Consider the following 19,497-nt stretch of genomic DNA (forward strand, 5'->3'; position numbering starts at 1 on the left):
GATGCCAGTCTACAGCATGACAGGATATGCCAGCGCCAGCTCGCAGCCCTCCGCCCCCACCGACTCTTCCGGGGTCGCAAGCCCCGCCAGCGCAGCCGTCCATACGGCCGTGACGGTGGAATTGCGCTCCGTCAACGGCCGCTTTCTTGACCTGGGATTCCGCATGCCGGAAGACCTGCGTGGGCTTGAGCCGGCCTTGCGGGAGTTGCTGACGGGCAAGCTCAAGCGCGGCAAGATCGAGTTGCGCATCAACACCCAGCGCGATGTCGAAGGTTCATGGCCGCAGCCGCAGTCCGATCAATTGAACCGTTTGTCACGCCTGGAAGGTACGGTGCAAAACTGGCTGCCCAAGGCGCAGCCGCTGTCGGTCCATGAGGCCTTGCAGTGGTGCAAAGGCGGTGGCGCGGCGACCGAAAAGCTCGATGAGCCGGCGATGGAAGCCGCCCGCAAATGCGTGGAGGGGCTGCTGGAAGCGCGCGAGCGCGAAGGCGAAAAACTTGTCGCCATCCTGATGGAGCGGGTCGCCAAACTGCGCGAATTGGCCGACGCGGCCGAACCCATGCTGCCCGCCATCGTGCAACGCCAGCAGCAGCGCTTTCTGGAGCGCTGGCAAGAAGCCTTGGCCAGCACCGGCGCGGCGCAAACCATCCCCGAGGAGAACCTCAAGGAGCGCGCGCTGAATGAAGCGGCCGCTTATGCGATCCGGATCGACGTGGCCGAGGAACTCGCTCGTTTGCGCGCGCATCTGGAAGAAATTGCTCGCCTGCTGAAAAAAGGCGGAGAGATTGGCAAGCGGCTGGACTTCCTGATCCAAGAGCTGCACCGCGAGGCCAACACCTTGGGCTCCAAGGCTGCAGCACTTGAGCTGACCAATATCTCGGTCGAGATGAAGGTCGCCGTCGAACAACTGCGCGAGCAAGTGCAGAACATTGAATAAGCCAAAGAATCGATAGAGCATGGAATACCCAGGCAATTTATTCGTCGTCGCGGCGCCCAGCGGGGCCGGCAAGTCCAGCTTGGTAAAAGCCTTGTTGGAGCTTGACGCCAAACTGGACGTCTCGATCTCCCACACCTCGCGCGCGCCACGCGGGCAAGAGCAACATGGCCGCGAGTACTGGTTCACCACGGTCGAAGAATTCAAGGCGATGGCCGCGCGCGGCGAGTTCTTTGAATGGGCCGAAGTACACGGCAATCTCTACGGCACCTCGCGCACCGCGATCGAAGCCCGCATGGCGCATGGCGACGATGTGGTGCTGGAGATCGACTTTCAGGGCGCGCTGCAGATCAAGCAACTGTTCCCCTACGCTGTCTTGGTTTTCATCTTGCCGCCCAGTTGGGAAGAGTTGGAGCAGCGCCTGAACCGGCGCGGCGACACCGACCCGGCGGTGATCGCCAGACGCATGGCCAACGCCCGCATCGAGGTGGCGCAGGCCCAAAAGTTCGATTTTGTGGTGGTAAATGCCGTCTTTGACACCGCTGTTTTTGATTTGAAGGCGATTGTTCACGCGCAGCGGTTAAAATACGCGGCTCAGCGCAGAAATCGGTCCGTCGTTTTCCTGGCGCTCGATCTGCCCTAGTTTTTCACCGAACACCTGTACTGGAACCCAAAATGGCCCGCATCACTGTTGAAGACTGCCTGACCAAGATCCCTAACCGCTTCCAGTTGGTGCTCGCTGCAACCTACCGCGCTCGCATGTTGAGCCAAGGCCACACGCCAAAAATTGAGAGCAAGAACAAGCCAGGCGTGACCGCCTTGCGTGAAATTGCTGCCGGCGAAGTTGGCATCGAGATGCTGCGCAAGGTGCCGGTCTAAGCAGCACCTGGCGATAAATTTCGCTGCACGCGGGCGCCTTCGGGCGCCCGTTGTCGTTTCTGAGTGCCCCTGTGCGCTAGCTTGCCCCGCTGATGCGTTAAATTAGGCGCTATGGGTTTTCGATCATTTGCTGCCTCCCGCTTGCCTGCGGCCCTCACCGGCCTACCAGGCCTGCGTTCGCCCATCGAGCCGACCGCTGCCGAAGCGGCGTCTTTCGACGCCTTGCTGCATCTGCTGAGCTATCTGCCCAAGGCCGATATCAAGCGCGTGCGCGAGGCCTATAAATTCGCCGACGAGGCCCATCTGGGCCAGTTCCGCGCCAGCGGTGAACCCTACATCACCCACCCGATCGCGGTGGCCGGCATCTGCGCCGAATGGCGTCTCGACGCACAAGCCATCATGGCAGCGCTGATGCATGACGCGATGGAGGATTGCGGCGTCACCAAGACCGAGTTGATCGAGCGCTTCGAGGCACCCACGGCGGAATTGGTCGACGGCCTGACCAAGCTGGACAAGCTGCAGTTCTCGACCAAAGAAGAATCGCAAGCCGAGAGCTTTCGCAAGATGCTGCTGGCGATGGCTAGGGACGTGCGCGTAATCCTGATCAAGCTGGCCGACCGATTGCACAATATGCGCACCATGGAGGCGATGGCCGCCATCAAACGCCGCCGCATTGCGCGCGAAACGCTGGACATCTACGCCCCGATTGCGCATCGCCTGGGTCTGAACCAAATTTACCGCGAACTACAAGACCTGTCCTTCCAGCATATCAACCCATGGCGCCATGCCGCCTTGAGCAAGGCCATCTCCAAGGCGCGCGGCAATCGGCGCGATCTGGTGTCGCGGATTGAAAAAGATGTGTTGAAAGCCTTTGAGGGCGCGCAATACAAGGCAGAGATCGACGGCCGCGAGAAGACCATCTATTCCATCTATAAAAAGATGAAGGACAAGCACCTGAGTTTTGCTCAGGTCAGCGACATTTTTGGCTTTCGAGTCGTCGTGGCCGACCTGCCCCACTGCTACCTCAGCCTGGGCGTGCTGCACCAACTCTACAAGCCACAGCCTGGCCGCTTCAAGGATTACATCGCCATCCCCAAGCCGAATGGCTATCAGTCGCTGCACACCACCCTGGTGAGCCCGCTGGGCACGCCGGTGGAGTTCCAGATTCGAACCGAAGCCATGCATATGGTGGCCGAAAAAGGCGTTGCCGCACATTGGCTCTACAAAGACAGTGGCGGCGCGCACAGCGCGCAGCAAATGGGTGCGCGCTGGTTGCAGTCACTGATCGAAATTCAAGACGAAACCCGTGACGCCAACGAGTTCCTTGAGCATGTCAAGATCGACCTCTTCCCCGACGCGGTCTACGTCTTCACGCCCAAGTCCAAGATCATGGCCCTGCCCAAAGGTGCCACGCCGGTGGACTTTGCCTACGCGATCCACTCCGACGTGGGCGACCATTGCGTGGCGGCGCAAATCAACGGCGAGGCCGTGCCTTTGCGGACCGAATTGCGCAGCGGCGATGTGATCGAGATCGTCACTGCGGCCGGGGCTCGCCCGAATCCGGCCTGGTTGAGCTTTGTACGCACCGGCCGAGCACGCTCCAAGATCCGGCATTTCTTGAAGAATCTGGAGCAAGACGAATCGCGCGATTTGGGCGAAAAAATGCTCTCGCAAGCCTTGCGTGCCGAAGGCTTGGCCTTGCCAAGCCTGCATGAGGACGCCGAAGACGCCGCCGGCACCGACAGTGCCGCCCAGCTCTGGCAGCAACTGGCGCGTTGGGCCGGCAACCGCCATGTGGACGAGTTGCTGGTGGAGATTGGCCTGGGCCGCAAGATCGCCACCATCGTGGCCAAAAAGCTGGCCCGCATGTTGTCCGCGCAGGGCCAGCGGCCCGACGCCGTGATGCTCAGCATGGGGCGCTTCGCCGCTGACGCCGAGCCGGCCCAGGGTCAGGTCACGCTGGACGGCAGCGAAGGCGCCTCGGTGCGCTTAGCTACTTGTTGCCGGCCGATCCCCGGCGATGAGGTCAAGGGCTATTTGGGCCGCGGCGAAGGCCTGCTGGTTCACACCGCCGAATGCCAGGTGGGCCGCAAGCTGTTTGCACGTGACAGCGAGCATTGGATTGCCGTCCACTGGGCCGATGAGTTAACCCGCCCCTTTGAAGCCGCCGTCTCGCTGCTGCTCAACAACGGCAAGGGTGTGCTGGCGCAAGTCGCTGCCGCCGTCAGCGCGGCCGAAGCCGACATCACCCATATCTTGATGAGTGACGAGTCGCAGCAACGCGAAACCGCCGAGATGAACTTGCTGCTGTCGGTGCGTGACCGGCTGCACTTGGCCGATGTGCTGCGTACCTTGAAACGCTCTCCGGCCGTATTGCGGGTTTGGCGCGTCAAGCCGTAGGCCCCAATTCCCGTTGATTTGCGAGTACGCAGGCGGTCCCCCGAGGGGACGCCCATGATCGCGGGGGTTACCCCACGATCACATCGGCACAGGGCCTGCCTTGGGGCGGCCCGGCGTCCGGCCTTCATCGACTCAATTCGGCCTATGCGCCCGAAGAACCAGGCGCCGGATAGTGCACTTCCAGGACCTCGATCTGCTCCAGTCCGCCCGGCGTCATCAGCTGCAACTCATCGCCCTCGCGTGACTTCAGCAGCACACGCGCTATCGGCGCAATCCAGCTGACCTCGCCGGCCAAGCTGTCAGACTCGTCGATGCCCTTGATGGTGATCGTGCGCTCTTCGCCTTTGGCGTTTGAGTAGGTCACGGTCGCGCCGAAAAAGACCTGATCCTTGCCGTAGTGGATGCTGGGGTCGGCGACCTCGGCGATATCCAGCCGCTTGGTCAAAAAGCGCAAGCGGCGGTCAATTTCGCGCAAGCGCTTCTTACCGTACAGATAGTCGCCATTCTCGGAGCGGTCACCATTCTTGGCGGCCCAGGAAACAATTTCGACGATCTTGGGACGCTCTTCATCCAGCAGCGTCATAAACTCCGCCCGCATGCGGGCATAGCCCTCGGGCGTCATGTAGTTGCGAGTGCCTTGCGGTAAGGCAGGTAGCGCGCCTGAGGCACCCTCCTCTTCATCGTCTTGATGGTCGCTTTCTTTGGTGAATGCCTTGTTCATGCGTGTATTGTGGCGCCAAGCCAATCGCCCACGCACTTCAACCAGGTTATCCGAACGATGAGCAATCAAGCTGCCAAGGGTCCACTGCAAGGTCTGCGCGTGATCGAGATGGCCGGCCTCGGCCCAGCGCCCTTTTGCGGCAGATTGTTGGCCGACATGGGCGCCGACGTGATCGTGATCGAGCGACCTGCGGCCTTGAGGGGTTTAAACACCGGCAACGCCATCAACCGCGGCAAACGCTCGATCTGCCTGGACCTGAAGTCAACGCTGGGCCTGCAGGCCGCCAAGGCCTTGATCAACGGCGCCAGCGCCTTGATTGAAGGCTATAGACCCGGCGTGATGGAGCATCTCGGCCTGGCGCCGGCAGCTTTCGAGGTCAGCAACCCGCAGCTGGTGTTTGGCCGCGTCACCGGCTGGGGCCAGACCGGGCCGCTCGCCCAAGCGCCGGGCCACGACATCAATTTTGTCGCCCTGAGCGGCGTCAGCGCTATCGCCTCACGGGCAGGTGCGGCGCCCAGTTTGCCCGCCACCTTGATCGGCGATATGGCGGGCGGCGCGATGTTTCTTGCCTTTGGTCTGCTCTGCGCCATTCTGGAGGCCCAGCGCAGCGGGCGGGGTCAGGTCGTGGACGCTGCGATGATTGACGGCGTCAGTGCGCTCAGCGGTTTGATCCATTCGATGCGGGGCAGTGGCATGTGGCCCGCCACGCCGGAGCAGAACCTGTTCCTGCACAACTCGCCCTTTTACGACAGCTTTGAATGCGCGGACGGCCGCTACATCACCCTGGGCGCGCTGGAGCCAAAGTTCTACCGCGAGATGTTGCGTTTGCTCGAACTCAGCGATGTTGACCCGAGCCGGCAATATGACGCCGCTCAGTGGCCAGGCCTACGAGCGCGCGTGGCTGATCGGATCAAAAGCAAAACGCGCACGCAATGGTGCGAGCTGCTGGAAGGCTCGGAGGCCTGCTTTGCGCCGGTATTGACCTTGGACGAAGCCGCCGAACATCCGCATAACCGCTGGCGCGGCAACTTTGCAGAGGTCGAGGGTGAGCTTCAAGCGGCCGCCGCGCCGCGTTTTTCACGCAGTCAAGCTCGGCCACCACAAGCGGGGCCGCTGCCGGGTCAACACAGCAGGGAGTTGCTGCTCGAACTGGGCTTCAATTTGGAACAAATCAAACAGATGGCGCCTGCCTGAATTGGCGCCCGGTTTGACGTCCCAGAATTGGCGCCCAATCTGCGATTGGATAATCCAAAGTACAAATAGAAAAGGGCCAGTGATTTCTCACTGGCCCTTCCCGTTTTTATGGTTTTGGTGCGGCTGGCAGGATTCGAACCCACGACCCCTTGGTTCGTAGCCAAGTACTCTATCCAACTGAGCTACAGCCGCTCCAAGCCCTCTACTATAGCATCGAATTATCGACCAAAGCAAAAGAATCAAATATTCTTCACAAAACTGCCACTTGAAATCCTCGGCAGGAATTGAAAAAGCACCCATGATTTTTCATGAGTGCTTTTCAGTTTCTTATTAGCGTACTTTTCGGTACTTTTTATTTTTGGTGCGGCTGGCAGGATTCGAACCCACGACCCCTTGGTTCGTAGCCAAGTACTCTATCCAACTGAGCTACAGCCGCCAAGCCTCGCAGTGTAGCACGATTTTTACTTGGCTTGCAAGCCTTTCGGCCCAAACAAGTTTTACTGAATCAAGGCTGCAGCCTCATGGCAGCGCGCACGCCGTTCTTGATTGCCGTCGCCATCGGCCATTTGCGCCAACATCAACCAACTCCGCCGCCGCGCCGCAGCAGGCATGGCATGGTCTTCCCCCACCTGCTCCAACATCATGCAGGCTTTGCCCCAGAGCTGACGCTCGGCCAGCGCATGACCCAGGGCATAGGCCAGATACTTGTCGCGCGGGAAGCGCTGCACCGCAGACTCCAGACGCTGCAGCCATTCCGGGCCTAGCCCCGGCAAGACCGGCACCAAGGCCTCGGCCAGCACCGCCCGGTCATCTGGTGACAGGTCGGCAATATCGTCCCAGAATGGACGCAGCCAGCCGCGGCCATCTTCCGGCGCGCCCAGCGCAGCGGCGCGCTGAGTGGCGCGGGCGGCGACCACCACATCACGCCTGTCGACATTGTCGAGTTGCTGCCAAACAGCGCGGAGCTGATCCGCATCACGCGCGCCGTCCAGCGCCTCAAAGGCCAGCGACCTCAGCAAGCCCTGCGCCGCAGCCTTGGAAAAGCCCTGATGCTTGGCCAACAAACGAGCCGTGCGCAAGGCCTCCAAGGGCTGTTTGGCCAAGCGGGTGGCCTGCAGCTTCAAACGCAGTGCTTGTGTGCGACGCGCCACGCCCGGATTCAAGTCGGCCAGCAAGTCCAGCGCACGGCCGGCATCGCGGTCATCCAAGGCCCATTCGGCCGCCAGCAACAAGGCGCCCTCCTCTTGTGCGCGAGTGGTCGAGCTGCGCTTGGATAACTCCAAAGCCAACTGCAACTGTTCATCCCTGCGCCGCCTGTCCTGCAGGCGATGTGCGCTGCTAGCGCTGAGTAAATGACCCAGCGCCGTGAAGCCTGGGTCTTGCACCAACTCCGGCGTCTGCTGGTGAATGCTCAAGGCCCGTTGAGCGGCTTTTTGAGCGCGGCCATAGCGCGCACCGAAGAACTCGGCCAAGGCTTCACGCAGCGCCAGCTGTGCCGAACGTTCGCGCTGCGCAAGGCGCCAGGCTCGCGCACGTTCGGGCAAGGTCGTCAAGGCGTGCAGCGTCTGTATCGCGGTCACCAGCGCAAAACATGAACCCACCAAAACCAGCAAGAACAGATTCAGCGAGACATCAAGCCGCCAGCCATTCCAATAAAAACTGGCCAGGCCGTCGTTGCGACCCAGCACCAGCGCCGCAACCACAGCCACGGCAAACAGCAAAATCAACCAAATAACGGTGCGCATCGCCCTTGCCCCCGTTCAGCGTCCGGCCGCTGCGGCGGCCAAGGCCGCCAGCGTGTCGTCGGGTCGGGGCACGTTGACCTGGCGTGCTTGGCCCGCCACTTGGCGGATCAAGTCATTGGCCGCCACCACCTTGCGCGATTGCGGGTCAAAGTAGCGCGCCAAGGCCTCTTGGGCATCGCGCAGGTCGGCTTGCGCGGTATCAAACTGTCGACTCAACAAGGCCAGCCGCGCATTGAGCAGGCGGAGTTTCAAATTCTCTCGCAAGAAAAATGCTTGATCCGGGGCCAGCAAGGCAGCCTCGGGATGATCGATCCGGGTCACGCGCAACAAGGTTCTGGCCTCACCCCACACCAAGCCGGCGGCTTCGCTCAAGCCGGTTTTGGCCTGCCACCACCAAGTCGCCAACGTACCATCTGCTGGCGCGGCGGGCTTGGCGCCTGTACCTTGGCTACGGGTATTTTTCGGCGTGTTGGCCGCCGCCGCCTTGTCCTCGCGGCCCTTGCCGTCGGAACGCTCGGCACTCGCCATCAAGGGCAATTCATCCAGAAGACGCACCACCTCGTCGAGCTTGATCGTCAGCGTCGACATATCGACCACGCTGATCGCCTTGACCCGGTCCAGGTCGCGCGCCACGGCCCGGCGCACGCCTTCCATGCGCGGCTGCTTGTAGCGCAATAGGCGCTCCTCGGCCTGCTTCAGCGTCGCGATCAAGGGCTCGGCGCTACCGGTGATGCTGGACTGCTGCAAGGCGACACGGATGGAAGCCTCGATATCGCCAATCACATTCTCATCTCGCGAGCGCGACATCGATTGAATCAACTCCTCCAACTGGCCCCGCTGCAAGGCCACTTCGGCCAAGCGTGCGTCGAGCAAAGCCACCTTGGCCGCGGTATCACGCGTCAAGTCTTGCGACTGCTTGGATGCTGCCTTGGCTTCGCTGGCATCGGCCTGCACCAAAGCTTGGCGGCGCACCAATTCCTGCTCCAGCGCTTGTTGCCGGCTGAGGCCTTGCCAGGCCAAGCCAAGGCCGCCAAATGATGTCAGGGCCAAGATCACCGCCGTCACCGGCAACCAGCCGGGCAAAGCGGCGCTTGGGGCGGCCACAGGGTAAGGTGCGGCGGACGAGACGGCGGGCGCGGGGCCGGTCTCTTGAGGGGTTTGTTGGGTTTCACTCACAGTGAAAATGATTGTAGGGGCCGGCCTCGCATCACACCCAAGGCTTCGGCCACTGCGCGTGCATCGGGTCGCGCCAAAACCACATGCCCGACGCCAAGTTCCTCGGCGCGCGCCGCAATTCGCGCATGAGTCGCAATGCAACGGGCATGTCGCCAATCAGCAGCAGGCCCGCTCAGCGTGTGCAAATAGCCGATCGCCTCGGCACTGCTGAACAGCCAAACATAGCGCCCGGGCGCGCTCAGTGCCGCTTGCAGCAAGGCCTGCTCGGGCAGCGTCAGCTCTGGGCAGCGCCGCTGGTAAACGCTGAAAAACTCGGGCATGGCGCCCAGTTCACGCAAGCGATCGGCCAGCCATTCACGCCCACCGTCGCCTCTGATCATCAGCACGCGCCGGCCGCCCCAAGCGCGCTCGCGCAGCTGGGGCCACAGATGTTCAGAATCCAGGCTCGGTGAATCGGCCGGCGGCTGCACGATCAGGGCCGCCGGAACGCCGGCCGCGCGCAAAGCCTGCGCACTGCCTGGGCCTACACAAGCCGCCAGGGTGTGCGCGGGCCACGCGAAACCCGGCGCTTGCGCGGCAAAAAACTGCGTCACCGCATTCGGGCTGACAAACACCGCCAAAGCAGCTGTTGGCAACAAGGTTCCGGCGGCGCGAGCCGCCTGCCCGTCGGTCGGCACGATGTCGATCAAGGGCAAGCTGACCGCCTGCACCCCCAATGCCGCCATACGCGCCAGCCATTCACCCGCCTGCTGCTTGGGGCGGGTCAGCAATAGCGTCTGTTCAGCCTCGCTCACAGCGAACTTTCACGCAAGCGGCAAATAGCTTTGCGCGCCCAAATCCCGCAAGGCTTGCGCGGCCTGCTCGCCGAAGCTCAAGGCCTGCTCGACCGACTGCACGGCGGCCCGAATAGAAGCCTTCAGCAGTGGGCGCTCGGTCTGCTCCGCGTCGCCCAAGGCGACGGCCATGTGCAGCTCGGCCCCAACCCAATGGGCATGCGCTGCCAGCGGCATGCTGCAGCTGCCGCCCAGGCTGCGTGAAACAGCACGCTCGGCCTGTGTTGCCAGCCAGGTAGGGATATCGATCAAGCCGCTCAGACTACTTTTCAGGCTAAGCGCGTCGGCACGCACCTCAATCCCGAGCGCACCTTGGCCGGCGCAGGGAATCATTTCCTCAACGCTGAAGCAGCAGCGAATGCGCGATGCCAGCCCAAGCCGCTTGAGCCCGGCCGAAGCCAGGACAATCGCGGCATAACCGCCCTCGTCGAGCTTGCGCAAACGGGTGTCCAGATTGCCGCGCAAGGGCTCAATCTGCAGGTCCGGCCGCAAGGCCTTGAGTTGCACCACCCGGCGCAAGCTGGATGTGCCAACCACCGCGCCCTGCGGCAACTCGGCCAGGCTGGCATAGAGATTGGAAACAAAGGCGTCACGCGGATCTTCGCGCTCCAGAATTGCCACCAGCTCGAAGCCGGCCGGCAATTCCATCGGCACATCCTTCAAGGAATGCACGGCCAGGTGGGCCCGGCCCTCCTCCAAGGCGGTTTCCAGCTCCTTGACGAACAGTCCCTTGCCGCCCACCTTGGACAAGCTGCGGTCGAGAATCTGGTCGCCGCGGGTCGTCATGCCCAGCAGGTCGACCTGCAATTGCAGGCGCTGCTCCAGCAAGGCTTTGACATGCTCGGCCTGCCACAGGGCAAGGCGACTTTCACGGGTTGCGATGATGATGTTTTCGGTCATGACCGAATGCTATCAGGCGAGTCATTCACCCTGCTTCAAGCAATAGCTGCCGGATCAAAGCGATAGCCGACGCCATAGACCGCGCTGATGCAATCCTGCGGCGGCTGCAGCGCGGCCAGCTTGCGGCGGATGTTCTTGACATGGCTGTCGACCACGCGGTCGCTGACGTCGCGGAAATCTTCATGGATGGCGTCCAGCAATTGGCTGCGCTCGAACACACGGCCGGGCTGAGACAGGAGCAAGCGCAGCAATTTGAACTCCACCGGCGTCAGATGCAAGACCTGACCCTGCCAAGCCAGGCGCTGGCCTGCTTCGTCCACGGTGAAGCCGCCGATCAAGGGCTGAACAGGAGTTTGCTGACCCGCGGGCGTCAAGCGGCCATCGGCGCGCCGCAACAAAGCCCGCACCCGCGCCACGACCTCGCGCGGACTGAAGGGCTTGCAGACATAGTCATCGGCACCCAACTCCAGGCCCAAGAGTCGGTCCAGCTCATCGACCCGAGCGCTGATGATGAGGATGGGCAGATCGGACAGCAGGCGCACGCCCCGGCACACCTCCAGGCCGTCCAGGCCCGGCAACATCAGGTCCAGCAACATCGCCGCCGGCTTGGTTTGGCTGTTGTCTTGCACGCGATGCAAGGCTTGGCGCCCATCGGCCAGCCATTCGCAGACATAGCCGGCGGCGTGCAAGTAATCGCACAGCACGGCGGCTAGCTTGGGCTCATCTTCAACAACCAGAATGCGCCGCGCATCATGTTTCATACCACCCCCTTTGCTGCCGGCGGCCGCAAGGGCAAGGTCAGGCGCAACGTCAATCCGCCCAAGCTCGAAGGCTCAGCCTGCAGGTGACCACCGTGACTGCGGGCGATGGCCTGCGCCACACCCAGCCCTAAGCCACTGCCGCCGGCCTGCCGGCTGCGCGAAGCGTCCACCCGATAAAGCGGCTCGAATAAATGCGCCAAGGCGGCAGCCGGCACGCCCGGCTTGCTGTCGTCGAGGCTGATCTCGATATGCTCGCCCAGGAGCCTGGTACTCAGGCGCACCAAGCCCGGCGCATCGGTATAGCGCAAGCTGTTTTCAAGCAGATTGGCCATCATCTGCGCGATGCGCTCTCCGTCCCACAGCGCTTGAGGCAAGGCCTGCGGCCAATCGGACTGCAAGGTCAAACCGGCACCCACCGCGCGCGAGCGAATCCGCGCCAAGGTTTCGCTCAACAGGGCAGGCACATCGGCCGGCGCGAATTTGCAAGGCAACTCCTGCAGTTCGGACATCGCCAGGGTATGGAAGTCATCGGTCAGCCGACTCAAGCGCTGCACCTCATCTTGCAGTGACGCCAGCGCCGCAGCGTCCAGCGGCCGGATGCCGTCTTGCAAGGCCTCCAACTCAGCACGCAGCACCGCCAAGGGCGTGCGCAACTCATGCGAAAGCTCGGCAATCCAGCGCCGCCGGCTCGATTCCAGCCGCGCCAGCGCCGCAGCCATGGCGTTGATGTCCTCGCTGAGTTCGCCCAGCTCGTCATCGCGCTGTTTGGCAATCCGCACGCTCAACTCACCATGGGCGATTCTGCGGGTCGCCGCCTGCGCCGCTTGAAGCGGCCGCACCCAACGCGCCGCAAGCAAGCGCGCCGCCAACAGCGCCAGCGCAATCAACAAGACCGCCATGCCGCCCAAGCCCCAATATTGACGGCGCAAAAAGCTCGCATCCACGCCCTGCGCGGGGCCAGCCCGCTCGGCCAAACGCAACATCAAGACGGTGTCGCCCTCAACTTTGAGCGCACGCAGCTGCCCGGGCAAATCGAGCACTTCTCGGTGACCGGCCAGCGCCCGCGTACCGCTCGCATCCAGGAGCACAAGACGGGGTCCGAACAAATTCGGGTCGCCATTGGGCCGAGGAGGAGGAGGAGGATGTGGTGGTGGCGGCCGATCGCGCCAGCCTCCAAAAAGAGGTGGCCGGCGCGGCGGAGGCCGACCGGCATCGGGTTCATCAAAAACACCCCCCGCACGGCGGCCATCGCTCAATTCAAGGCTGCCGTCCAACCACTGCCTCAGCACGGGCCGCCACTGTTCGGGTCGCTCGGGCCACAAGCCCGGCACTTGCCGGCGCTGCGCCAAGTCTTGCTCGGCCAGCAGCATCAGGCGATCCAGCATTTGCCCATCTTGGGCGCGCAAATAGTCGCTGAAGCCAGCGCGCAAATTCCACGCCACCACACCCGCCATCGCCAACACCGCCAAGGCCGTGCTGGCCAGCAACAGCAGCGAAAGTTGATGAAGCAAGCGTAAGCGAATGCGCAAAGGAGTGGACCGCAAGGGAGTGAAGCGCCATCTTACGCAGACATTGATCGGCAACTATGGAGCTCATCTCCACATTTCATCCATCCTCTGTGCACAGACTTTGCTCAAGCTTGCGCTCACCCCTTGGCTTGACGGAGAACCCTATGAACGGCCCCAGCAAAATTCGCCACCCCTTCTTCGCCCACTTTGGCGCTGGCGCATTACTGATCTTGAGTGCCTGTGGCGGAGGCAGCGGCGGCGGCGCAAGCGACACAACAGTAGCCCCGATGGCCAAGCCGGCCCCGGCCCCGGCTCCTGCTCCTGCGCCGGCACCAAACCCTGCGCCACTGACCCTGAGCGAAGTCGGCGATCGCCTGTTCAATGAAGTCAGCCTGTCCGCCAGCGGCAAGCTGTCCTGCGCGGGCTGCCATGTGCAAGCGGCTGGCCATGCCGACCCCGCCGGTGGCTTCCTGCCGCTGGGCGGCATCGATGGTCAGGCGCAAGGCCTGCGCAGCAGCCCCAGCCTGAACTACCTCGAAGGCGCGGGCGCCTTCCGCTTCAATGCCCAAGGCGACCCACAGGGCGGCCTGTTCTGGGACGGCCGCGCCGACAGCCGTGAGGCGCAAGCCCGTGGCCCCTTGTTCAACGCCAAAGAGATGGCCAATACGGAAGGGCCGGCCTTCAGCAACAAGCTGCGCGCCTTGAGCTACTTCCCCGACCTTGTGCGCAGCGCCAATCTGAGCGCCAGCGCCAGCGACGAGCAATTGCTGCAGGCCGTCACCAGCGCCTTGGCGGCCTACCAAGTCAGCGATATCGACTTCCACGCGCACAGCAGCAAGTTCGACGCGGTGCAGGCCGGCCGCGCCAGCTTCACGGCCCAAGAGGCGCGCGGGCTGGCCACCTTCAATGACCCGCAACGCGGCAATTGCGCGGCCTGCCATGACAGCTCGCCCAGGCCCAATGGCCAGCCCGCCGCCTTCAGCAACTTCCGCTACTTCGCCCTCGGCGTGCCGCGCAACAGCAGCCAGGCCACGGCTGACCCCGCCTTTTTCGACCTCGGTCTATGCGGCCCGCAGCGCAGCGACTTGAGCGGCCGCAGCGATTTATGCGGCATGTTCAAAGTACCGACGCTTCGCAATGTGGCCTTGACCGCGCCCTATTTTCACAACGGCGCCGTCAAGACCTTGGAGGATGCCGTGGCCTTTTACGCCACGCGAGACAGCGACCCGGCGCGCTGGTACCCGTTCGTCGCCGGCCAGGTGCAGCGCTTCAACGACTTGCCCGCTGCCTACCGGGCCAATGTTCACCAGGGTCCACCGTTCGGACGGCGCGCCAATCAGCCGCCCGCCTTGAGCCCTCAAGATGTGGGCGATCTGGTCGCTTTCTTGCACACGCTGTCGGACGGATTCAACAGTTCGCCCTAATCTGCACAGGCTGGGCTGGCAAGGCGCAAAGAAACTGTTAAAGTCAGAAACATGTAACTTGGTTACATGCATGTTTCACCCTTCTGACGAGCCCCGCCATGCCGCCCAAGCCAGTAAGCCCAGTGTCCCGCGCCAAAAAGTCTGCACCTACTGCTGCCGACAAAAACCTGCCCTTGATGGATGACATTCGTCTGCTGGGCCGCATTCTGGGCGAGGTGATTCGCGAGCAAGAGGGGCGCGACACCTATGAGCTGATCGAGCGCATCCGCAAGCTCTCGGTCGCTTATCGCCACAAGGCCGACGCACAGGCGGGCAAGAGCTTTGACAAGCTGCTCAAGAGCCTGAGCGGCGAACAAGCGGTCAGTGTGATCCGCGCCTTCAGCTATTTCTCGCATCTGGCCAATATCGCCGAAGACCGCCACCATGTGCGCCGGCGTGAGATTCATGAGCGCGCCGGCAGCCAACAAGCCGGCTCGCTGGCCTTCGCGCTGGAGCGCCTGCACGACGCCGGCGTGCGCCCGGCCGAGATCGCCAAGACCTTGCATCACGGCTTCATCTCGCCCGTCTTGACCGCCCACCCGACCGAGGTGCAGCGCAAGAGCATTCTGGACGCCGAGCGCGCCGTCGCGCAGTTGGTCGAGCAGCGCGATGAGCTGCACACCGAGCGTGAGCACCGTGACAACGAGGCCGCCATCCGCGCCCGCGTCACCCAGCTCTGGCAGACCCGCATGCTGCGCTACAGCAAGCTGACGGTGGCCGACGAGATCGAGAACGCGCTGTCCTATTACCAATCAACCTTTTTGCGCCAGATCCCCAAGCTCTATGCCGAGCTGGAAGAAGCGCTGCCGGGCCATGACTTCAACAGCTTTTTGCGCATGGGCCACTGGATCGGCGGCGACCGTGACGGCAACCCCAATGTCACCGCCACCACCATGCGCCATGCGCTGGCGCGCCAGAGCGAGGTGGCGCTGCGCCATTACCTGACCGAGCTGCATGAACTGGGCGCGGAGCTGTCGATTTCGGCCCGTTTGGCACAGGTCTCGCCCGCGATGCAGGCCTTGGCCGAACGCAGCCCGGACCGCAACGAGCACCGCATGGACGAGCCCTATCGCCGCGCTTTGACGGGCATGTATGCGCGCGCTGCCGCCACCTTGCACCAGCTGACCGGCACCGAGGCGATGCGCCACGCGGTCGCACCCCAAGAGCCCTATGCAAGCGCCGACGAGCTGCTGGCCGATCTGGCCGTGATCGAGGCCTCGCTGCGCAGCAACCACGCCGAGGCGCTGATCGCGCCGCGTCTGAAGCCGCTGATGCGTGCGGTGCGGGTGTTTGGCTTCCACCTCGCCACGCTGGATCTGCGCCAAAGCTCCGATCAGCACGAGGCCGTGCTGGCCGAGCTGCTGCAGATTGCTCGCATCGAATCGGATTACTCCAGCCTGAACGAGGCGCACAAGCGCGAGCTGCTGCTCAAGCTGCTGAACGACGCTCGTCCCTTGCGCGTGCACGGCGCCGAATACAGCGAACGCAGCCTGACCGAGCTGGCGGTTTTTGAGGCGGCGCGCGAATCGCTGCAGCGCTTCGGCCGCGAGTCGCTGCGCCACTACATCATCTCGCACACCGAGTCGGTCAGCGACCTGCTGGAGGTGCTGCTGCTGCTGAAAGAAGTCGGCCTGCTGCGCGGCACGCTGGATGATGGCAGCGCCGTCAACGACCTGATCGTCTCGCCGCTGTTCGAGACCATTGGTGACCTGCGCGAGGCGCCGGCCATCATGGCCGAGTTCTACGAGTTGCCGGGTGTCGCCGACATGCTGATCCGCAGTGGCGCGGAGCAAGACATCATGCTGGGCTACTCCGACTCCAACAAGGACGGCGGCGTCTTCACCAGCAGCTGGGAGCTCTACCGCGCCGAGATCGCGCTGGTCGAGATGTTCGAAAAGCTGCGCGCTGCGCATGGCATCACGCTGCGCCTGTTCCACGGCCGTGGCGGCACGGTCGGCCGCGGCGGCGGCCCGAGCTACCAAGCCATCCTGGCCCAGCCCCCGGGCACCGTCAACGGCCAGATCCGCCTGACCGAACAGGGCGAGGTGATCGCCTCCAAGTACGCTAACCCCGAAATCGGCCGGCGCAATCTGGAAACGCTGGTGGCGGCCACGCTGGAAGCCACGCTGCTGCACCCGACCAAGAACGCGCCGAAGAGCTTTCTTGAGGCTGCGCAAACACTGTCCGACGCCAGCTTCAAGGCCTATCGCGGCCTGGTCTATGACACGCCCGGTTTTGCGGAGTACTTCTTCGCCGCCACGCCGATCCGCGAAATTGCCGAGCTGAATATTGGCTCGCGCCCCGCTTCGCGCAAGGCGACCCGCGCGATCGAAGACCTGCGCGCCATCCCCTGGGGCTTCAGCTGGGGCCAGAGCCGTGTAGCACTCCCTGGCTGGTGCGGCTTCGGCTCGGCGGTGTTGCAGTTCTTGGGCGAAGAAGGCTCAGCTCAGCACACGCAAAACCTGACCCTGCTCAAGCGCATGCTGAAAGGTTGGCCCTTCTTCCGCACCTTGCTCTCCAATCTGGACATGGTCTTGGCCAAGACTGATCTGGGCATTGCCGAGCGCTATGTCGAGCTGGTCGAGGACAAGCGCCTGGGCAAGCGGATCTTTGCTGCCGTCAAGGCCGAGTTCGAGCGCACGCAGCAAGCGCTAAGCCTGATCACCGGCGAGGCCAATCGACTGGCCGGCAACCCGGCGCTTGCGCGCTCGATCGAGCACCGCTTCCCCTATATCGACCCGCTGAACCACTTACAGGTCGAGCTGATGCGGCGCTACCGCGCTATTCCGGCGGACAAGCGGACCGAAGATCCGGCACTCGAGCGCGTGCAGCGCGGCATTCATTTGTCGATCAACGGGATTGCGGCGGGGCTGCGCAATACCGGTTAAAGCTGGCGGGCCGCTCAAGTTGAGCGGCCTTTTTGCCGATGACGAAAGCATCCCCCTCAAGGAGCATGCGTCATGGATCTCGCCAACACCGCCTTGGTCAACAACGTCGGCAGCTCAGGCAGCTCGGTGCAAAGCTCGGCCCAGATGATGGTGCTCAAAAAAGCGATCAATCTGCAGGCCCAAGGAGTGATGGACTTGCTGGGCAGCTTACCGCCTACGCCAACACAGCCTGCGCTGGCCACCAGCGGGTCGCTCGGCACCCGACTGAACACCTACGCCTGAAAAAAGTTGGGCTTCGGCATGCTCGCCGTGCCGGGCAGCGATTCGTCCGTTAAGCTCTGGCTTGCGAGCAAACTTCTATGCGTTGCGCCTGATCACAGAGTTAGGCGCTCGACCAAGGCCACAGCCCATGCATATTGAAACTCCCTACGCCAAGATCGAAGCCTTGGTGGTTGACGATATGGCCACCCAGCAAACCACGCTGCGTGGTCAGTTGGGCATGGTGGGGGTGGGCAAGATTGACGCGGCCGGCTCGGCCGAAGATGCGCTGCGCATGATCAAGGCCAAACGCTACGGCCTGATTCTGTGCGATTACAACCTCAACCATCGCACCGACGGCCAACAGCTGTTCGAGTTGCTGCGCGAGCAGCGCCTGCTCGCCCCCGATTGCCTGTTCTTCATGATCACGGCCGAAAGCAATTACAACTCGGTGGCGGCCGCCAGCGAGCATATGCCCGACGCCTATTTGCTCAAACCCATCACCGCCGGCGATATCGAGGACCGGCTGAAGAACCAACTCGACAAGCGCCAGGCGCTGCTGGAGATCAACCGCCAGCTGAACAAAAACGATTTAGCCGCCGCCGTGGCGGCCTGCGACGCCTTGCTGGCCAAAAAAGACCGCTGGTATATGCATGCGCTGCAAATCAAGGCGCAGGCCCTGCTCGATCTGGGCTGCCCCGATGACGCCAAGCGCATCTACCAGGATGCGCTGGCCTTGCGCGATGGGCTGATGTGGGCGCAGCTGGGCCTGGTCAAGGCCGCCAAGGCCTCGGGCAAGTTCGAAGAATCCAAACGCCTGGGCCAAGAAATCTTGGGCAGCGCGGAAGGTGCCAAATGCCTGGCCGCTTTTGACCTGGTGGCCGCCTCGATGGAGGCACTAGGCGACACCGGCAGCGCGCTGGCGTTGATGAAGCAAGCCGCGCAAGTCGTGCCTTCGGCCAAACGCCTGCGTGTGCTGTCCGAGAGCGCCTATCGCAATGGAGACCTTGTCACGGCAAAAGCCAGCCTGGCCAAGGCCTTGAAGTCCAGCCAGGGCGCCATGACCGCGAACTCGCAAGACTTGCTGACCATGGCGCAGGCCCAAGTCGATATGGGCGAGGCCAAGGAGGCCTTGGAGACCCTCAGCGAAGCCGCCACGCGAGGCGCCCACACGCCCGAATTTGACAATGTAGCCTTGGCCATACGCGCGCAAGCCCATGCGCTGCAGGGCGACACGGCCAAGGCGGAAAAAGAAGCCGCCTCGGCACTCGCCGGCCTGCCCCAAGGCAAGGCTGACTTTGCCACCGTCACCGTGGCGCGCGCCGCGCTGCAGGCCGGTCATGTCGAGGCCGGCCTGGCGCTGCTGCGTCAAGCAGTTAATGCCGACCATGAAAACTCGCGCGTCCAGCAACTGATCTGCAAAGCCCTGGTCGACACCGGCCACCCCGAGCAAGTTGAGTTGCTGGTCAAGGCCGCCACCCAAGGCCTGAAGACCCGGCTGCATGAGGCCAAGCGCCTGCTGCGGGCCGGCGAGCTGGATGCGGCCCTGGAGGCGATTGAAGCTGAATTGTCGGAGTACCCCGACAACACCACCGTCTTGCTGGAATGCGCGCAGATGAATTGCATGTCGCTGCGCCTGAAAAAATCACTGGACGAGCGCCGTGTCGAGCAGGTGCGCGACTATCTGGCGCGGTTGGAGAAGCTGCTGCCAGCCAATGACCGCGTGGCCAGCATGCGCCGCTATTTGCGCGAGACGCTGGCCGCCTTGCAGACCAAGGGTGCGGCGGTGGAGTTATCCAACAGCCCGGCCTCCAGCTTCGGCAAACTGGTGAAATAG

Annotated in this window: 16 protein-coding genes and 2 tRNA genes; 9 read left to right on the plus strand and 9 right to left on the minus strand. The window is 63.0% G+C overall.

The annotated features are described in order from the left end of the window. Positions 1–16 precede the first annotated feature (16 nt). From LNV08_RS08755 to LNV08_RS08770, 4 genes are all read left to right on the plus strand, one after another. The gene (locus LNV08_RS08755; protein ID WP_318014110.1) at positions 17–937 is read left to right on the plus strand and encodes a YicC/YloC family endoribonuclease; all 921 of its coding nucleotides are present in this window, start codon (positions 17–19) and stop codon (positions 935–937) included. A gap of 19 nt (positions 938–956) precedes the next feature. Continuing rightward, a complete protein-coding gene (gene gmk, locus LNV08_RS08760) occupies positions 957–1,577 on the plus strand; it encodes a guanylate kinase (protein WP_263533309.1) in 621 nt (206 codons plus the stop codon). 32 nt (positions 1,578–1,609) lie between these two features. Then, a complete protein-coding gene (gene rpoZ / locus LNV08_RS08765; RefSeq protein WP_124452325.1) occupies positions 1,610–1,813 on the plus strand; it encodes a DNA-directed RNA polymerase subunit omega in 204 nt (67 codons plus the stop codon). Between the two features lie 111 nt (positions 1,814–1,924). Further along, entirely contained in the window at positions 1,925–4,213 is a 2,289-nt protein-coding gene (locus LNV08_RS08770) for a RelA/SpoT family protein (RefSeq protein ID WP_263533310.1), read from the plus strand. Between the two features lie 142 nt (positions 4,214–4,355). Here the strand turns inward: LNV08_RS08770 and greB are convergent, their stop codons facing one another. Further along, entirely contained in the window at positions 4,356–4,934 is a 579-nt protein-coding gene (greB, locus tag LNV08_RS08775; RefSeq protein WP_263533311.1) for a transcription elongation factor GreB, read from the minus strand. 57 nt (positions 4,935–4,991) lie between these two features. On the opposite strand from greB, the gene LNV08_RS08780 reads away from it, so the two are divergent. Then, the gene (locus LNV08_RS08780; protein ID WP_263533312.1) at positions 4,992–6,128 is read left to right on the plus strand and encodes a CaiB/BaiF CoA transferase family protein; all 1,137 of its coding nucleotides are present in this window, start codon (positions 4,992–4,994) and stop codon (positions 6,126–6,128) included. 115 nt (positions 6,129–6,243) lie between these two features. Here LNV08_RS08780 and LNV08_RS08785 read toward each other — a convergent pair. From LNV08_RS08785 to LNV08_RS08820, 8 genes are all read right to left on the minus strand, one after another. After that, positions 6,244–6,320, minus strand: a tRNA-Arg gene (locus tag LNV08_RS08785). A 167-nt stretch (positions 6,321–6,487) separates the two neighbouring features. Further along, positions 6,488–6,564: transfer RNA gene (locus LNV08_RS08790), tRNA-Arg, on the minus strand. Positions 6,565–6,625: 61 nt separating this feature from the next. Continuing rightward, on the minus strand, positions 6,626–7,873 hold the full coding sequence (locus LNV08_RS08795) for a heme biosynthesis HemY N-terminal domain-containing protein (RefSeq protein ID WP_263533313.1): 1,248 nt from the start codon (positions 7,871–7,873) through the stop codon (positions 6,626–6,628). 15 nt (positions 7,874–7,888) lie between these two features. Continuing rightward, positions 7,889–9,049, minus strand: a complete 1,161-nt coding sequence (locus LNV08_RS08800) for a uroporphyrinogen-III C-methyltransferase (RefSeq protein ID WP_263533314.1) — start codon at positions 9,047–9,049, stop codon at positions 7,889–7,891. Continuing rightward, positions 9,046–9,843, minus strand: a complete 798-nt coding sequence (locus tag LNV08_RS08805) for a uroporphyrinogen-III synthase (RefSeq protein WP_263533315.1) — start codon at positions 9,841–9,843, stop codon at positions 9,046–9,048. Before LNV08_RS08805 ends, LNV08_RS08800 begins: the two co-directional genes overlap by 4 nt. A 9-nt stretch (positions 9,844–9,852) precedes the next feature. Continuing rightward, positions 9,853–10,782, minus strand: coding sequence for a hydroxymethylbilane synthase (hemC, locus tag LNV08_RS08810; protein WP_263533316.1), 930 nt, complete (start codon positions 10,780–10,782; stop codon positions 9,853–9,855). A gap of 35 nt (positions 10,783–10,817) precedes the next feature. Further along, positions 10,818–11,543 carry a response regulator gene (locus LNV08_RS08815; protein WP_263533317.1) on the minus strand — a complete coding sequence of 242 codons (726 nt, stop codon included), beginning with the start codon at positions 11,541–11,543 and terminating at the stop codon, positions 10,818–10,820. Then, positions 11,540–13,054 (minus strand): ATP-binding protein, encoded by a 1,515-nt coding sequence (locus tag LNV08_RS08820; protein WP_263533318.1) that lies wholly within the window; start codon positions 13,052–13,054, stop codon positions 11,540–11,542. The genes LNV08_RS08815 and LNV08_RS08820 overlap by 4 nt, the downstream gene beginning before the upstream one ends. A gap of 161 nt (positions 13,055–13,215) precedes the next feature. On the opposite strand from LNV08_RS08820, the gene LNV08_RS08825 reads away from it, so the two are divergent. From LNV08_RS08825 to LNV08_RS08840, 4 genes are all read left to right on the plus strand, one after another. Further along, positions 13,216–14,475, plus strand: a complete 1,260-nt coding sequence (locus LNV08_RS08825) for a cytochrome-c peroxidase (RefSeq protein WP_263533319.1) — start codon at positions 13,216–13,218, stop codon at positions 14,473–14,475. Between the two features lie 98 nt (positions 14,476–14,573). After that, positions 14,574–17,402, plus strand: coding sequence for a phosphoenolpyruvate carboxylase (gene ppc, locus LNV08_RS08830; RefSeq protein WP_263533320.1), 2,829 nt, complete (start codon positions 14,574–14,576; stop codon positions 17,400–17,402). A 72-nt stretch (positions 17,403–17,474) separates the two neighbouring features. Next, positions 17,475–17,684: a putative motility protein gene (locus tag LNV08_RS08835; protein ID WP_263533321.1), complete on the plus strand. Its 210-nt coding sequence runs from the start codon at positions 17,475–17,477 to the stop codon at positions 17,682–17,684. A gap of 127 nt (positions 17,685–17,811) precedes the next feature. Continuing rightward, the gene (locus LNV08_RS08840; protein ID WP_263533322.1) at positions 17,812–19,497 is read left to right on the plus strand and encodes a response regulator; all 1,686 of its coding nucleotides are present in this window, start codon (positions 17,812–17,814) and stop codon (positions 19,495–19,497) included.

Origin of the sequence: Paucibacter sp. TC2R-5 (assembly GCF_025717605.1) — a bacterium.
Classification (GTDB): Bacteria; Pseudomonadota; Gammaproteobacteria; order Burkholderiales; family Burkholderiaceae_C; genus Paucibacter_A; species Paucibacter_A albus.

What these genes read in the sequence shown, in the direction of transcription:
- LNV08_RS08755 (WP_318014110.1), top strand. Translation starts at nt 17, where the DNA reads ATGACAGGATATGCCAGCGCCAGCTCGCAGCCCTCCGCCCCCACCGAC.
- gmk (WP_263533309.1), top strand. Translation starts at nt 957, where the DNA reads ATGGAATACCCAGGCAATTTATTCGTCGTCGCGGCGCCCAGCGGGGCC.
- rpoZ (WP_124452325.1), top strand. Translation starts at nt 1,610, where the DNA reads ATGGCCCGCATCACTGTTGAAGACTGCCTGACCAAGATCCCTAACCGC.
- LNV08_RS08770 (WP_263533310.1), top strand. Translation starts at nt 1,925, where the DNA reads ATGGGTTTTCGATCATTTGCTGCCTCCCGCTTGCCTGCGGCCCTCACC.
- greB (WP_263533311.1), bottom strand. Translation starts at nt 4,934, where the DNA reads ATGAACAAGGCATTCACCAAAGAAAGCGACCATCAAGACGATGAAGAG.
- LNV08_RS08780 (WP_263533312.1), top strand. Translation starts at nt 4,992, where the DNA reads ATGAGCAATCAAGCTGCCAAGGGTCCACTGCAAGGTCTGCGCGTGATC.
- LNV08_RS08795 (WP_263533313.1), bottom strand. Translation starts at nt 7,873, where the DNA reads ATGCGCACCGTTATTTGGTTGATTTTGCTGTTTGCCGTGGCTGTGGTT.
- hemC (WP_263533316.1), bottom strand. Translation starts at nt 10,782, where the DNA reads ATGACCGAAAACATCATCATCGCAACCCGTGAAAGTCGCCTTGCCCTG.
- LNV08_RS08815 (WP_263533317.1), bottom strand. Translation starts at nt 11,543, where the DNA reads ATGAAACATGATGCGCGGCGCATTCTGGTTGTTGAAGATGAGCCCAAG.
- LNV08_RS08825 (WP_263533319.1), top strand. Translation starts at nt 13,216, where the DNA reads ATGAACGGCCCCAGCAAAATTCGCCACCCCTTCTTCGCCCACTTTGGC.
- ppc (WP_263533320.1), top strand. Translation starts at nt 14,574, where the DNA reads ATGCCGCCCAAGCCAGTAAGCCCAGTGTCCCGCGCCAAAAAGTCTGCA.
- LNV08_RS08835 (WP_263533321.1), top strand. Translation starts at nt 17,475, where the DNA reads ATGGATCTCGCCAACACCGCCTTGGTCAACAACGTCGGCAGCTCAGGC.
- LNV08_RS08840 (WP_263533322.1), top strand. Translation starts at nt 17,812, where the DNA reads ATGCATATTGAAACTCCCTACGCCAAGATCGAAGCCTTGGTGGTTGAC.